The following is a 15369-nucleotide window of genomic DNA, read 5'->3' as shown; positions in this document are numbered from 1 at the left end:
TGTCACGGCGCGGACGGGATCGCACCGCGGCTCGCCGCGACACCCCGAATCATTGGAAAGGCAAACCTAAGTCGCCGCGGTCGGGGTCGTACGAACCGCCCGCCAAATTAGTTCCCACTTCACGGGAGGATTACAGTGCAGGGAGTCGGTTCAGGTTCTCGTCGCGCCATAGGCTGAAGACTCCACGGGTGGTCCCCACAAACAGCCGAAATTCCGGTGCGACGCGTCCATCAAAGACGTTGGAGGCACAGCACTCGATGAGTAGCACGACTGAAGCCGCTCCGGCACAGGAGCGCACGCGGTCGCTATACCGGGGCGACCCCGGAATGTGGTCTTGGGTTCTACACCGGATCACCGGCGTCGCGACATTCTTCTTTCTCTTCGTCCACGTGCTCGACACCGCACTCGTGCGGGTCAACGCGGACACCTACGACCGGGTCATCGAGACCTACAAGAACCCGCTCGTGGGTCTCATGGAGCTCGCCCTGGTGGCGATGGTCCTCTACCACGCGCTCAACGGCATCCGCGTGATGCTGGTGGACTTCTGGTCGAAGGGCCCCCAGTACCAGCGCGTGATGCTCTGGGTCATCCTCGCGATCTGGTTCGTCGTGATGATTCCGGCCGCCGGACGCATCTTCTACAACATGTTTGCGGGGCACTGACATGAGCGAAGCGACGACCCCTCGCACTGACATGAGCGAAGCGACGACATTTGAGGCACTGACATGAGCGAAGCGAAGACTATCGGGACGTCGTTCGACCGCCCCGCCAGCCTGGACGCGCCGCGCTCGCCGCGCCGTCAGGCCAAGAACAACTTCGAGCTCTACGCCTGGTTGTTCATGCGACTGTCCGGCCTCGCGCTGGTCATCCTGGTGCTTGGCCACCTGTTCATCATGCTGATGATGGACGACGGTGTGCACCGCATCAACTTCGCGTTCGTCGCGGGCCGCTGGTCCAGCCCGTTCTGGCAGATCTGGGATCTGTCGATGCTGTGGCTCGCCCAGCTGCACGGCGGCAACGGCCTGCGCACCGTGATCGCGGACTACTCGCGCAATGACAAGACGCGCTTCTGGCTGAACACGATCCTCGCGATCGCGATGATCCTGATCATGGTCACCGGCACGTACGTCATCTTCACCTTCGACCCGACCTTCGTCCCGGGGAGCTAATTCTTCATGTTGGAACATCGTTACGACGTGGTCATCGTCGGCGCAGGCGGCGCGGGCATGCGCGCGGCCATCGAGTCGGGTCCGCGCACCCGCACCGCGGTCCTCACCAAGCTCTACCCCACCCGCTCCCACACCGGTGCGGCGCAGGGCGGCATGTGTGCCGCGCTGGCGAACGTGGAAGAGGACAACTGGGAGTGGCACACCTTCGACACCGTCAAGGGCGGCGACTACCTCGCCGACCAGGACGCCGTCGAGATCATGGCCAAGGAGGCCATTGACGCGGTGCTCGACCTGGAGAAGATGGGTCTGCCGTTCAACCGGACCCCCGAGGGCAAGATCGACCAGCGCCGTTTCGGTGGCCACACCCGTGACCACGGCAAGGCCCCGGTCCGCCGGGCCTGCTACGCCGCCGACCGCACCGGCCACATGATCCTGCAGACGCTCTACCAAAACTGCGTCAAGCATGACGTCGAGTTCTTCAACGAGTTCTACGCCCTCGACATCGCGCTCACCGAGACCGAGGACGGCCCGGTCGCGACCGGCGTCGTCGCGTACGAGCTGTCCACCGGCGAGATCCACGTCTTCCACGCGAAGTCGATCGTGTTCGCCACCGGCGGCTCCGGCCGGATGTACAAGACGACGTCCAATGCGCACACCCTCACCGGTGACGGCATGGGCATCATCTTCCGCAAGGGCCTGCCGCTCGAGGACATGGAGTTCCACCAGTTCCATCCGACGGGACTGGCCGGCCTCGGCATCCTCATCTCCGAGGCCGTCCGCGGCGAGGGCGGCATCCTCCGCAACGTCGACGGCGAGCGCTTCATGGAGCGCTACGCCCCCACCATCAAGGACCTCGCGCCGCGCGACATCGTCGCCCGCTCGATGGTGCTTGAGGTGCTCGAGGGTCGCGGCGCCGGACCGAACAAGGACTACGTCTACATCGACGTGACCCACCTCGGCGAGGAGGTGCTCGAGGAGAAGCTCCCCGACATCACCGAGTTCTCCCGCACCTACCTCGGTGTCGACCCGGTCACCGAACTGGTGCCGGTGTACCCGACCTGCCACTACGTGATGGGCGGCATCCCCACCAAGATCAACGGTGAGGTGCTGCGCAACAACACCGATCACGTCCCCGGCCTGTACGCCGCTGGCGAGTGTGCGTGCGTCTCGGTGCACGGCGCGAACCGTCTGGGCACCAACTCGCTGCTCGACATCAACGTGTTCGGTCGCCGCGCGGGCATCGCCGCCGCCGAGCACGCCCTCGCCACCGACTTCGTCCCGCTCCCGGAGGAGCCGGCGAAGATGGTCGAGGAGTGGCTCGCGGTCATCCTGTCCGACCACGGCCACGAGCGGGTCGCGGACATCCGCCGCGAACTGCAGCAGTCGATGGACAACAATGCGTCGGTGTTCCGTACCGAGGAGACCCTGACGCAGGCGCTCAAGGACATTCACGCCCTCAAGGAGCGCTACAACCACATCACCGTGCAGGACAAGGGCAAGCGCTACAACAGCGACCTGCTCGAGGCCGTCGAGCTCGGCTTCCTGCTCGAGATGGCCGAGGTCACCGTCGTCGGTGCGCTCAACCGCAAGGAGTCGCGCGGCGGCCACGCCCGCGAGGACTACCCGGATCGCAACGACGCCGAGTACATGCAGCACACGATGGCGTACAAGGTCGGCAAGGACCTGATCTCCGAGATCCGTCTGGACTACAAGCCGGTTGTCCAGACCCGCTACGAGCCGATGGAGCGTAAGTACTGATGTCCGCACCCGTTGTAGACAAGGACGCACCCGCGCTGCCGCCCGTGCCCGAAGGTGCCGTCCTGGTCACCCTCAAGATCGCCCGGTTCAACCCGGAGGACGGCAACGGCCAGCACTGGGAGTCGTTCCAGGTTCCGTGCCTGCCGACCGACCGCCTGCTGAACCTGCTGCTGTACGTGAAGGGCTATCTCGACGGGACGCTGACGTTCCGCCGGTCCTGCGCGCACGGCGTGTGCGGCAGCGACGCGATGCGCATCAACGGCGTCAACCGGCTCGCCTGCAAGGTGCTGATGCGCGACCTGCTGCCGAAGGACGGCAAGGCGCTGACCATCACGATCGAGCCGATCAAGGGCCTGCCGGTCGAGAAGGACCTCGTCGTCGACATGGAGCCGTTCTTCGACGCGTTCCGTGCCGTGAAGCCGTTCCTGATGACCTCGGGCAACGAGCCGACCCGCGAGCGGATCCAGTCGCAGGCCGACCGCGCCCGGTTCGACGACACCACCAAGTGCATCCTGTGCGCCTGCTGCACCACGTCGTGCCCGGTGTACTGGAGCGACGGCAGCTACTTCGGCCCGGCCGCGATCGTGAACGCACACCGGTTCATCTTCGACAGCCGTGACGAGGGTGCCGCCGAGCGCCTCGACATCCTGAACGACAAGGAAGGCGTGTGGCGCTGCCGCACCACCTTCAACTGCACCGACGCGTGCCCCCGCGGCATTCAGGTGACGAAGGCGATCCAGGAAGTCAAGCGCGCCCTGCTCTTCGCCCGCTGATCGCTCGCGGTCCTTCGCAGGATCCCAGCTAAGGCGCGGACCCCTCCGGGTCCGCGCCTTTTCCTGCGTTCCACCAGCGGAAACGTGAAATCTATATTTCACTTCAGAAACACCTGTAACGTCCGCAACCAATCCGTTACCATGTGGTCGCAGCATTGCGCGAGACCCCAATTCACGGGGCATCAGACGAAGGGATCGGGACCTACGGCAATGGAGTCAGATTTCGCATCGCGGTTGAACAAACTGTTCGACACGGTACATCCACCGGGCCGCAAGCCACACACGAACACCGAGGTCGCCGAGGCGCTCAACGCCGCAGGCCACCGCATTTCCAAGCCATACATTTCGCAGTTGCGGAACGGTCAGCGCACCAACCCGTCGACGGAAACCGTTGCGGCCCTTGCCCAGTTCTTCAAGGTCAAGTCCGACTACTTCTTCGACGACATCTACGCCGCACGGATCGACCACGATCTGGAACTGCTGTCCCAGCTGCGCGGCTACGGCCTGCGCAGGCTGTCGGCGCGCGCGTTCGACCTCTCCAGCGAATCGCAGGAGTTGCTCTCGGCGATGGCCGAGAAGCTGCGGCGCAGTGAAGGTTTGCCGGCAACCCCGCCGGATTCCACCGAGTAGCGGAGTGCGCACCCCACATTCGCGAGGAAGGCGCCGGCGGGTCCTGACCGCCGGCGCCTTGCTGGGTTCGCTCCTGTTCCTCCCCGGACTTGCCGCCGCCGCGAACAGCGATGGCCCGCCCCCGCAGTCGACCCAGGACCGCGGGCAGGACGAGGCCAGGCACGGCAACGGCGGCAACCACGGCGGCGGGAACAACGGCGGCGGGAACAACCGTCCGGGCAACGGCGGCCATCACGGCGGATGCCACGATCGGCACGGCAACCATTGCGGTGGAACGAAACCCACCACCACCAGGCCAACCACCACCAAGCCAAGGCCGACCACCACCAAGCCGACGACGACGACCGTGGAACCCACGACGACCGTCGACCCCACCACCACGACCGTCGACCCCACGACGACCACGACCGTCGACCCCACCACCACCGTCGACCCCACGACCACGACCGTGGACCCCACGACGACCACGGCCCCCTCGACAACCACGACCACTGCCTCCGCGGGTGCGGTCGTGCCGGGCGACGGCCCGTCGAACGGCAACGACCGCCCCGAGGACCCCGCTCGTCCGTCGCCCCCTCCGGTCGCCGCCCCGGACCCGAATCCCGAGGCCGGGTCACCGGTGCTGGCACCGGCACCGGACGAGGCGGCTCCCGGTGCTGACGACGCCCCGAACGACTCCCCCGCTGCGCAGGACCGCCAGCCGGCGTCCGAGGCGCACCCGCCGCCGAACGATGGCCCCGAGGCGAGGCCCGAGGCAGCGGCGCGGCGCGAGGCAGCGCCCGGACACGAGACGCTGATCGCGATGGCGGCGCCGCCGGAGCAGCGGCCGCCCGGTGCCGCGTCACTCGGCGCGGTGACCCTCGGTGATCCGACCGCGCCCCCGGCCGAGGCGGCGCTCGCGTCGGCATCCCGGCCGGGCGGGGATCTCGGGGCCGCGTCCGCGGGCATCTCCGCGGTGGTGTTCGTTGCCTGCGCGACCGGATTCATGAGTTTCCGCAGCGCCCGCGCGGCGCGCACCCGGCTGAACCTGGCCCGGGCCGAGTTCCTGGAGCCGCTCCCGTGACCAGTCCCACAGAGATGACGGCGCAGCGGAATCCGGGGTCGCGTCCGGTCCGCAATCACCGCCGGGTGCTGGCGGCGGTGGACGCGGTCCTCGACATGGCGGCGCAGACCCATGCGGTCACCGTCGAGGACATCGTGCAGTCGCTGGCCGCCACCCGCAGGCGCCCGATCGAGGTGGCCTTCGAGGATCTGGGTCCGGGGATCTGGGGGCAGCGTCGCGAGTTCCCGGATCACGACCGGATCGTGCTCGCGCGTAGCCTGCCCAGTGTGACCAGAACGCTCGCCCACGAGATCGGGCACATCGTCTTCCGCCATCCGGGTGCGGCGGTCGCCGAGACGACACTCGCGGCGGACGACGATCTGATCGCCTACATGCTCAGCCAGCGGTCGGCGGGCTCCGCGGACCTGTCGCAGGAGGCGCTGCACGAGTGGGAGGCGGAGGCGTTCGCGGTCCGCCTGCTGCAGCGGCTCGGGCAGTTCGAGCGCGACGACAACTGGCGCCCGCTGCTCTGCTTCGACGAGGCGCTCGGGTGATCACCTGGATCGTCGCGTTGCTCTGCTCGACCGCGGTGGGGGCGCGGATCGGGCGGCTGACGGTGCGTCCCCCGTCGCTGGCGCGGGTGTCGATCGCGATCGCGGCGATCGCACTGACCGCCGCGGCGACGGTGCGCACCGCGACGGTGTCGGAGCTGCTCGACGGCCACCGCGAGCAGCTCGCCGCGACCGTGTTCGAACTGTGCTTGATCGCGTTCGCCGCGACGACCGCGCTGATCGCGGCGGCGTCGCTGACGGCGCTGAGCACGCGCCAGCAGTGGCCGCTCGCGGTCGTCAGTGCCGCGGTCGCGGTGCTGGTGGCCGGGACGGAGCTGACGGCGGCCCAGCACGCGCCGAGCACGTCGGCGTACCTGGTTGCGGCGTCGCTGATCGCCACCGCCGTCGCGGCACGACACGTCCGCTGGAACGTGCTCGGCCGGGCCATCGGGCTGTACTGCGCGGGCCTCGTCGTGGTCGCCGCGGTGTGCGTGGCCGGTCTGGTCGCGCAGCCGCGTGAGCACCTGTCGCCCGCGTCGGGATGGTGGTCGCTGGCGGTGATCCTGGTGTGCGGCGGCTGCTCGTCGGTGATGATCGAGGCGTGGGCCCGCGCCCAGCTGGATCTGCGCCGTACCCGCGGGCTGTGGACGGCGCTGACGGCCGCCCACCCGGAACTGCTCGACAGCGACTACCGGTCGATGACGGCGACGCTGACCGCGGGCGACCGGATCTCTCAGATCCTCGACGGCCTGTACCTGCACGACGGCGCCGGGCTGCTCGGTCCCGGCGGCACCCCGCCCCCGGCCGACCCGGCGGAGCACGCGGAGTCCGTCGCGCGGTGGCTGCACCGGACCGCCGTCGAGGTCGAGCCGATCGACCCGGGATGGCTCGGCACCCCCGACGGCCTCACCGACCGGCAGTGGATTCTGTCCGTCAGCGCCGCATACGACCGTCCCCGGCGGCGCGCGACGGCCACCGTCGCCTGACCCGCGCGACCTGCGCTTTCCGACCCGACTGCTACCCTGCCAGCACGATGGACATGCTCGCCACGGCACGACGCTGCGCGGTCCTCGCGACCGCGATCGGATTGATCGGGGCGCCCGCGGCGGCGCAACCCCCGCCCGCGGCGGCGCAGCCCCCACCGCCGACCGTCACCAGTACCCCGTTCGCCACCCCGGACACCGACCGTTGCCCGCACCGGGTGGCGCCGCCGCCCGCGATCGACCTGTCCGAGGTGCCCGCCCCTGGCGACCCGACCCCGACGCCGCTGCCGGTGCCGCAGCGACCGATCGGCGGCGGCGACCTCGACCGCTGCGGGATCGTCACCGCCGACGGCACTCCCCCGCTGCCCGCGGAGATCTCGGCGACCGGGTGGGTGCTGGCCGACCTCGACTCCGGTGCGGTGCTCGCCGCGAAGGATCCGCACGGCCGGTACCGGCCCGCCAGCACGATCAAGATCCTGCTGGCAATCGTCGCGTTGAACGAACTGGACCTCGACACTGTCGTGACGGCCACCGAGGAGGACGCGAACATCGAGGGCAGCGCCGTCGGGCTCGGCAAGGGCGGCACCTACACGATCCGGCAGTTGATGCAGGGCCTGGTGATGGCGTCCGGGAACGACGCCGCGCACGCGCTGGCCAGCCAGCTCGGCGGGGTGGACGAGACGGTCCGGAAGATGAACGAGACCGCCCAGGGTCTCGGCGCGTTCGACACCCGGGCGGCCACCCCGTCCGGCCTGGACGGCCCGGGAATGTCCACGTCCGCATATGATCTCGCGCTGCTCTATCGGGAGGCGATGCGGAATCCGACGTTCGCGGAGCTGATCCGCACCGAGTCCGTCGAGTTCCCCGGCTTCCCACGGGACCCGAACGACCCGCTCCCCACCACCGACCCCGCCGCCGCGGGCGATCCCGCGTCGAGTACCCCGGTGCCGACCGACCATCCCCCGTTCACCCTCGCGAACGACAACAGCCTGCTCTACAACTACCCGGGCGCGCTCGGCGGCAAGACCGGGTACACCGACGACGCGCGGCAGACGTTCGTCGCTGGCGCCGAGCGGGACGGGCGACGCCTGGTGGTGACGCTGCTCGCCGCGGACGTGCGACCGATCCGGCCGTGGGAGCAGGCGGCCCGACTGCTCGACCACGGTTTCGCGCTCCCGGCGTCGACGTCGGTCGGCACGCTCGTCGACCCGGGCAGCGCCGACGCGGCCCCCGCCCCGTCGATCCTGCTCGCGACCCCGCCGCCGCCCGCCGCGGACGACCACGACGAGCCGGGCGCCGCCCCGTCGCGCGTCCCGGTGCTCGTCGGCGGCGGCGTGGTGATCGCGGCGCTGCTGATCGGCGCGGCCCTGCTGCAGCGTCGCCGCCGCTGACGGTCCCGCGTCAGCGCTCCCCGCGCCTGCGCCGCAGCCACCCCCCGACCCCCAGCGCGGCCGCCGCCCCGGTCCCGAGCAGCACCGCCGCCCCGGTGAGGGTCGCCCGCCGCGGGGCCGGCGGGGCCGCGACCTCGATCACGACCGGGTCCGGTGGCGGCACGAACGCCCGCCGCTCGTTCTCGTGCGCGGTGGCGGCCCAGGCCGTGGACAGCAGCAGCAGCCGCGCGGTGAAGTAGATGAACACCAGCAGACCGATGATCGGGCCGAACGTCGACCCCGCCGGGCCGCCGGTCACCGACTGCAGATAGATCACGCCGACCCGTTTGAACACCTCGAACCCGACCGCCGCGATCAACGCGGCCCGCGCCGCGCTGCGCAGGGTGACCGGCTCCCTCGGCAGCCGGGCGATCACCCAGGTGAACAGGATCCAGGTCATCAGGACCGCGAGCAGCGACGTGCCGACCTGCACCAGGGTCTGCACCCAGCCGATGTCGTCGATGCCGAGGAACTCGAGGACCGTCCGCGTCACCCCGCCCTCCGCGAGGATCGACAACCCGACCGACAACACCAGCGCAAGGAACAGGCCGAGCAGCTTCGACAGGTCCCGCAGCTTGGTCGCGACGAAACCCGACGACGGGTGCCGCTGCGCCCACATCGCGGACAGGGCCTCGCGGACGTTCGCCATCCACCCCAGACCCGAGTACGCGGCGGTGAGCAGGCCGAGGACACCGACGGTGGCGCGGGCGGCGATCGCGGAGTCGATCAGCGCGTTGATCTGGTCCCCGAGATCGCCGGGCATCGCCTTGGTGACGGCGTCGTGGATCGAGTCGAGGACCTCCGGGTTCTGCACAAGGACGAACCCGGAGACCGCGAACGCCACCATGAGGATCGGGAACAGCGCGAAGACACTGAAATAGGTGATGCCCGCGGCGAAGTAGTCGCCCCGGTTCTCCTGGTACCGGCCGCCGGCGCGGAGGGCGTGATCGAGCCAGGGCCAGGCGGCGCGTCGGCGCTCGAGCATGCCCTTGAAGTCCGGCACCGGCGTTCACCCCTGTCGCTGACTCGCCGCCACCGGATCACCGCTGCGGCAGGAACCCCACCTTGTCATACACGGTGGCCAAAACCCGGGCCGACACTTCCCGTGCCCGCTGGGCGCCCGCATCGAGGATGCGGTCCAGCTCGGCCGGATCGGCGAGGAACTCGTCGACCTTGGCGCGCAGCGGCGTCACGAAGTCCACCAGCACGTCGGCGGTGTCGGCCTTCAGGTCGCCGTAGCCCTTGCCCTGGTACCCGGCGACCAGATCGTCGATGCCGGTGCCGGACAGGGCGGACTGGATGGTCAGCAGGTTCGACACGCCGGGCTTGGTGTCCCGGTCGAAGCGGATCTCCCGCTCGTTGTCGGTGACCGCGGACCTGATCTTCTTCGCGGAAACCTTGGGGTCGTCGAGCAGGTTGATCAGCCCCGCCTCGGACGCCGCGGACTTGCTCATCTTCGACGTCGGGTCCTGCAGGTCGTAGATCTTGGAGGTGCCCTTGATCATCTGCGCCTCGGGCACCACGAACGTCTTGCCGTAACGGGTGTTGAACCGCTGCGCGAGGTCGCGGGCCATCTCCAGGTGCTGACGCTGGTCCTCGCCGACCGGCACCCGCTGCGGGCGGTACAGCAGGATGTCCGCCGCCATCAGCACCGGGTAGGTGAACAGGCCGACCGTCGCGGCCTCGGTGCCCTGCTTGGCGGACTTGTCCTTGAACTGGGTCATCCGGCTGGCCTCACCGAAACCGGTGATGCAGTTGAGCACCCACGCCAGCTGCGCGTGCTCGGGCACCTGGCTCTGCACGAACAGGGTGGCCCGGTCCGGGTCGATGCCCAGCGCCAGCAGCTGCGCGGCCGCGATCTTGGTCCGCTTGCGCAGTTCCTTCGGGTCCTGCGGCACGGTGATCGCGTGCAGGTCGGGGATGAAGTAGAAGGCGTCGAAGTCGTCCTGCAGCGGCACCCACTGGGCCAGCGCACCAAGGTAATTGCCGAGGTGGAAGGAGTCGGCGGTCGGCTGGATGCCGGAGAGCACCCGCGGCTGTGCGGTGGGGGCGGACGATGCGGAACTCGACATGCCCCGATCTTTTCATGCCCGAGGCCGGGCCCCGGCGTCCGCCCTGCGGCCGCCGGGCCGACGACCACGGCCGGTCAGTCGTCGATGCGCTGCACCGGCGCCCCGGCCGCCGCCCATCGCCGCGTCACCGCCGCCGAGCGCGTCGGCCCGGCCTGGGCCACCACCCGGATCGACGCGTCCGCGAACGCCGACAGCAGCCAGCCGATCTCCTGCGGCTCCTCGCCGAGCAGCGCGTCCGCGTCGCGCACCACGACGACCAGTTCGGGCGCGTCCCCGAGCCAGTCCCGCCAGTCCCGGAGGCATTCGTCGAAGGCGTCCCGGTTGCCGCCGAAGTAGTACGGGAACTGCAGGGCCGCGGCGACCTCGTCGAACACGGCGGCGACGGTCGGCATCTTGGGTCCGCGGACCAGCCGGACCGCGTACCCGCTCTCGGTGAGCGCGTAGGCGGCGTTGTCGGCGTCGCGCGGCGCCCCGGGAAGCAGCCCGACGATCGGCGGCTGGGCGGTCACGAACTGGTGCAGGGTGGTCACTAGCGCATCCTTACGAACGACGTGTAGTGGTCACCGGTGTACCAGGCGCTGGTGTCGCTCCCGGTGACGATCCGCTCCGCGTCGCGCGTTTCCCCGCGGCGTTTCGGGTTCACGTCCCATTCCCGGTACCGAATCGACGCGCCGCCGGGCTCGGTGCGGGGCAGCGTCGCGTCCCGGTTCCGCCACGGGTCGCCGCCCTTCGTGCCCGGCGCGTCCGCCGACCCGGGCCAGCGGCCCGCGTCGATCTCGGCGAGCGTCACCCACGCCGCGTCGGGCACCGGGACCGGGACGACGCCGCGCGGGCCCGCGGTCACCGGGGCCGCGGAGGCCCGGGACGGGCCCGTCGGGTCCGGCGGCCGCGGTGCGGTCGCGGTCGTTGTCGTGGTCGACGATCCGGTCGCCGGTCCGGATCCCGGGTCGTCGGCGGGGCCGGTGAGCAGGAACCCGGCCACCACCGCGACGATCGCGACGACGGTGCCAAGGACGGCGCGGGCCCGCGCCCCGAACCGGGTCACCGGTACCGCACCGTGACCGGCGCGTGGTCGGACCAGCGCTGGTCGTAGGACGCGGCGCGTTCGACGACGGCCTCCTTCGCCCGCTCGGCGAGGCCAGCGGTCGCGGCCTGGTAGTCGATCCGCCAGCCGGAGTCGTTGTCGAACGCCTTGCCGCGGTACGACCACCAGCTGTACGGCCCGGCGAGGTCGGGGTGCAGCCCGCGCACCACGTCCACCCAGCCGTGCTCGCCGAACACCGTGCTCATCCACTCCCGCTCGTGCGGCAGGAACCCGGAGTTCTTGACGTTGCCCTTGTGGTTCTTCAGGTCCAGTTCGGTGTGCGCGATGTTCCAGTCGCCGCACACGACGACGTCCCGGCCCGCCCCGGCGGCCGACGCGGCGGTCGCGGCCAGGTGCGCGCCGAACGAGGCGAGGAACCGTTCCTTCTCGTCCTGCCGCTCGGTGCCGACCTCCCCGGACGGCAGGTACAGGCTGGCGACGGTCAGCTCGTCGAAGTCGGCCTCCAGATAGCGGCCTGCCGCGGTGAACTCGTCGTCGCCGTGCCCGATCCGGACGGCGTCCGCCTGCCTGCGGGAGAGCACCGCGACGCCGTTGCGGCCCTTGATCGCGGACTCCGCCGTCGCCAGGTGCCAGCCCGCGTCGAGTGCCGGGGCGAGGGTGGCGCGCAGCTGCGTGTCGTCGGCGCGGGTCTCCTGCAGGCAGACCACGTCCGCGTCGGTGGCGGCGAGCCACTCCAGCAGACCCTTCTTCGCGGCGGCCCGGACGCCGTTGACGTTGACGGTGGAAATGATGTGCGGCACGAGGGGAAACCGTATCGGATGGGGTCCGCGGCGATCAGGCGTGGCCGCGCCTGCGCTCGAGCAGGACCGCGCAGGCGAGCACCAGCAACCCCGCGACGGCGAGCAGTGCGCCGACCGCCGCCGGCGCGGTGTACCCGAAGCCCGCGGCGATCACCACGCCACCAATCCAGGCGCCGAACGCGTTCGCGACGTTGAGCGCGGCATGGTTCAGCGCGGCGGCGAGGGTCTGCGCGTCGGCGGCGACGTCCATCAGCCGGGTCTGCAGCGCGGGCACCATCGCGGAGCCGGCCAGCCCGATCAGGAACACGAACAGCAGCGCGGTCACCGGGGTGTGCGCGGCGGCGACGAACACCGCGAGGATCACCGCCAGCGCGACCATCGTCGCGGCCAGCCCGGTCATCAGTGCCCGATCGGCGAGATACCCGCCGAGCAGGTTGCCCGCAACCATGCCCAGGCCGTACAGCATCAGCGCCAGCGGCACCAGGGAGCGGGCCATCCCGGACACGTCGGTCAGCGTGGTGCTGATGTAGGAGTAGACGGCGAACATGCCGCCGAAACCGACCATGCCCATGATCAGCGTCAGCCACACCTGCACCCGGCCGAGCGCACCGAGTTCGGTGACCGGGTTCGTGGTCGGCATGTCCCCGAGCCGGGGGATCCAGCGCAGCAGCGACCCGACGGTGATCACCCCGATCACCGCGACGAGCGCGAACGCGGAGCGCCACCCGAGGTGCTGGCCGAGCCAGGCGGCGGCGGGAACCCCGACGACGTTGGCGACCGACAGGCCGAGCATCACCGTCGCGACCGCCTTCGCGCGGCGCCCCGGTTCGGCGAGATGCGCGGCGACCAGCGCCGCGACGCCGAAGTACGCGCCGTGCGGCAGGCCCGCGACGAACCGCGCCGCCATCAGCGTCGCGTAGCTCGGCGCGAACACCGATGCCGCGTTGCCGACCGTGAACGCGACCATCAGCACGATCAGCAGGGTGCGGCGCGGCATCCGCGCGGTCAGCGCCGCGATCGTCGGGGCGCCGACGACCACCCCGAGCGCGTACGCGGAGATGACGTGCCCGGCGGTCGGTTCGCTGATGCCCAGCCCGGTCGACATCTCCGGCAGCAGGCCCATCGCGACGAACTCGGTCGTGCCGATCCCGAATCCGCCCAGCGCCAACGCGAGCATCGCGAGGAGCCGACGGCGGTCACGGGGCGCACCGCCGGCGCGGGACGGTCCGGAAGGGGTGAGTGTCGAAACCACCGACCGATTGTCCGCGTGGGGGCCGCGCGGACCCCAACCGAGGGCGGGTGAGTTCGCTCACCGGGCCGTCACAGGGACTGCCGGTACCCGAAGAATTCGTGGTCCTCGTTGTAGCCGCCGAAGCCGCGACCGATCGACTCGAAGTCGGAGACGAACTCGATCGCCCCGATCCACTTGACGTGCTTGAACCCGAGCTGCACCTCGTTGCGCAGCCGGATCGGGGCGCCGTGCCCGTAGCTGAGCGGCGCGTCGTTCATGTCGTAGGCGAGCATCGTCAGGTGGTAGCCCATCTGCTCGATCGGGTGCGCGTCGTAGTAGGTGCCGCCGTCTGCGCCCTCCCCGAGCGAGTAGAAGACCACCCACCGGACCTCCGGGCTCGGCTTGACCAGCTCCATCACCGTCGTCATCGACACCCCGCCCCATTTCGCGACACCGGACCAGCCCTGGATGCAGAAGTGCTGGGTGATCTGCTCGTGGTGCGGCAGGGCGCGCACCTCGGTCAGGCTCAGGTCCACCGGGTTGTCCACCTCGCCGCCGATCCGCAACCGGTAGTCGGCGAAGTCGCTGTCCTGCAGGGCACGGTAGGTGTCGTTCTCGGGGTAGCGCCCGTTGTGCCACAGGTACGGCGAGATGTCCGCCTCGGTGTACTCGCCGGGCTTCGTGTCGACGTGTTCGAACAGCCGCTCGGCGGGGCCGAGCAGCGCCGCACCGACCCGCTGGATCAGCCGCGGATACCGGAAGGTCACCGGGGTCGCGGCCACCCAGCCGACGATCACCACGACCATCGACGCCGCGAACACCGCGAAGCCGACCCAGGTGTTCGCGTCCCGTCCGGCGTACATGTGGTTGAGGTTCCGCAACAGGCCGGTGGTGAATACGAGGGCGACGTGGATGACGATGAACAGCAGGAACCACACCAGCACCAGGAAGTGCAGCGACCGCGCGACCTGGATGCTCAGCACCCGGCTGAGCGCACGGAACCGGGTGGACAGGGCGGGCGACATGCCCAGGCCGGTGAGCAGCGCCGCGGGCCCGACCACGAAGACGGTCACGAAGTAGGTCAGCTGTTGCAGGCTGTTGTAGGCGACCCAGCCGTTCTCGGTCGGCCAGTCGAGGGACAGGTACTCGATGAGCACGGTCACGGAGTTGGGGAAGACGTCCCAGCTGGTCGGGACGAGACGACGCCAGTGGCCGGTGGCGAACAGCAGAATGTAGAACACCAGGCCGTTGACCAGCCACAGGACGTCGATCCCGAGATGCCACCAGCGGGCGAAGCCGATGGAATGCCGAACCCCGGGCAGCCCGACCTGGCCGGGCAGCGACACCGAGTCCTGCTTCGCCGTCCACAGCGGATCGTCCGGGACGGGCTTCTGGATCCGGAACCACTCCCGGCCCGGCGTGCAGTGCCGGGTCCAGTACAGCCGCGGATGGTCGGTGATGATCTGAATGCCCGACCGGATGATGAACGTCATCAGGAACAGGTTGAAGAAGTGCTGCCAGCCGACCCACGCGGGAATCCCCGGACCGACCCCGGGATCCACCACACCGGGGTTGCGTTCCATGAACGCCTGGACCGAGGGGTTGCCGCGCAGGCCCTGCGCGGCGGCGACGGCGGCGATGAGCAGGACGAAGCCGATCGGGATGAGCCACAGCAGGTTCAGCCACCGGTCCCGTCCGATCCGCACCCGGGGCGCCAGCGCGGGCGAGGGTGGGACGGATCCCGACCAGGTGGCGATGTCGACCCGGTCCTCGCCGCTGCGCCGCACTCCTCGGCGCAGGTCCGGACCGGTTCCGTTGTCCCCGTCCCGACCTTCCGCACCGTGAAGTGTCATGCGTCGCAAGGTAACACCGCGCAGTCGGCCCC

General features: G+C 70.1%; 16 protein-coding genes. 9 read left to right on the top strand and 7 right to left on the bottom strand.

Annotated features, from left to right (window positions below):
• The first annotated feature begins 257 nt into the window (after positions 1-257).
• From sdhC to ACWF62_RS17160, 9 genes are all read left to right on the top strand, one after another.
• The gene (gene sdhC / locus ACWF62_RS17200) at positions 258-662 is read left to right on the top strand and encodes a succinate dehydrogenase, cytochrome b556 subunit (protein ID WP_378506858.1); all 405 of its coding nucleotides are present in this window, start codon (positions 258-260) and stop codon (positions 660-662) included.
• A 63-nt stretch (positions 663-725) separates the two neighbouring features.
• The gene (locus ACWF62_RS17195) at positions 726-1169 is read left to right on the top strand and encodes a succinate dehydrogenase hydrophobic membrane anchor subunit (RefSeq protein ID WP_378506857.1); all 444 of its coding nucleotides are present in this window, start codon (positions 726-728) and stop codon (positions 1167-1169) included.
• A gap of 6 nt (positions 1170-1175) precedes the next feature.
• The gene (sdhA, locus tag ACWF62_RS17190) at positions 1176-2927 is read left to right on the top strand and encodes a succinate dehydrogenase flavoprotein subunit (protein WP_378506856.1); all 1752 of its coding nucleotides are present in this window, start codon (positions 1176-1178) and stop codon (positions 2925-2927) included.
• Positions 2927-3700, top strand: coding sequence for a succinate dehydrogenase iron-sulfur subunit (locus tag ACWF62_RS17185; protein WP_378506855.1), 774 nt, complete (start codon positions 2927-2929; stop codon positions 3698-3700). Before sdhA ends, ACWF62_RS17185 begins: the two co-directional genes overlap by 1 nt.
• Before the next feature lie 210 nt (positions 3701-3910).
• The gene (locus ACWF62_RS17180) at positions 3911-4330 is read left to right on the top strand and encodes a helix-turn-helix domain-containing protein (RefSeq protein WP_452630715.1); all 420 of its coding nucleotides are present in this window, start codon (positions 3911-3913) and stop codon (positions 4328-4330) included.
• Positions 4331-4388: 58 nt separating this feature from the next.
• Entirely contained in the window at positions 4389-5393 is a 1005-nt protein-coding gene (locus tag ACWF62_RS17175; protein WP_452630714.1) for a hypothetical protein, read from the top strand.
• A gap of 14 nt (positions 5394-5407) precedes the next feature.
• Positions 5408-5926 (top strand): M48 family metalloprotease, encoded by a 519-nt coding sequence (locus ACWF62_RS17170; RefSeq protein ID WP_378570043.1) that lies wholly within the window; start codon positions 5408-5410, stop codon positions 5924-5926.
• Positions 5923-6909, top strand: coding sequence for a hypothetical protein (locus ACWF62_RS17165; protein WP_452630713.1), 987 nt, complete (start codon positions 5923-5925; stop codon positions 6907-6909). The genes ACWF62_RS17170 and ACWF62_RS17165 overlap by 4 nt, the downstream gene beginning before the upstream one ends.
• A 53-nt stretch (positions 6910-6962) precedes the next feature.
• Positions 6963-8297 (top strand): D-alanyl-D-alanine carboxypeptidase family protein, encoded by a 1335-nt coding sequence (locus tag ACWF62_RS17160; protein ID WP_452630736.1) that lies wholly within the window; start codon positions 6963-6965, stop codon positions 8295-8297.
• A gap of 10 nt (positions 8298-8307) precedes the next feature.
• On the opposite strand, the gene yhjD is transcribed toward ACWF62_RS17160, so the two are convergent.
• From yhjD to ACWF62_RS17125, 7 genes are all read right to left on the bottom strand, one after another.
• Positions 8308-9339: an inner membrane protein YhjD gene (yhjD, locus tag ACWF62_RS17155; RefSeq protein WP_452630712.1), complete on the bottom strand. Its 1032-nt coding sequence runs from the start codon at positions 9337-9339 to the stop codon at positions 8308-8310.
• 37 nt (positions 9340-9376) lie between these two features.
• On the bottom strand, positions 9377-10408 hold the full coding sequence (trpS, locus tag ACWF62_RS17150; RefSeq protein WP_378506850.1) for a tryptophan--tRNA ligase: 1032 nt from the start codon (positions 10406-10408) through the stop codon (positions 9377-9379).
• A 74-nt stretch (positions 10409-10482) separates the two neighbouring features.
• The gene (locus tag ACWF62_RS17145) at positions 10483-10938 is read right to left on the bottom strand and encodes a barstar family protein (protein WP_452630711.1); all 456 of its coding nucleotides are present in this window, start codon (positions 10936-10938) and stop codon (positions 10483-10485) included.
• On the bottom strand, positions 10938-11453 hold the full coding sequence (locus ACWF62_RS17140) for a ribonuclease domain-containing protein (protein ID WP_378506848.1): 516 nt from the start codon (positions 11451-11453) through the stop codon (positions 10938-10940). The genes ACWF62_RS17145 and ACWF62_RS17140 overlap by 1 nt, the downstream gene beginning before the upstream one ends.
• Positions 11450-12253 carry an exodeoxyribonuclease III gene (locus ACWF62_RS17135; RefSeq protein WP_378506847.1) on the bottom strand — a complete coding sequence of 268 codons (804 nt, stop codon included), beginning with the start codon at positions 12251-12253 and terminating at the stop codon, positions 11450-11452. Before ACWF62_RS17135 ends, ACWF62_RS17140 begins: the two co-directional genes overlap by 4 nt.
• Positions 12254-12287: 34 nt before the next feature.
• Positions 12288-13430, bottom strand: a complete 1143-nt coding sequence (locus ACWF62_RS17130) for an MFS transporter (protein ID WP_378507035.1) — start codon at positions 13428-13430, stop codon at positions 12288-12290.
• A gap of 143 nt (positions 13431-13573) precedes the next feature.
• A complete protein-coding gene (locus tag ACWF62_RS17125) occupies positions 13574-15337 on the bottom strand; it encodes a molybdopterin-dependent oxidoreductase (RefSeq protein ID WP_378506846.1) in 1764 nt (587 codons plus the stop codon).
• Between the last annotated feature and the right edge of the window lie 32 nt (positions 15338-15369).

The sequence above is a fragment of the Rhodococcus sp. NPDC054953 genome, assembly GCF_053609225.1.
This window is presented reverse-complemented; position numbering and strand designations above follow the sequence as displayed.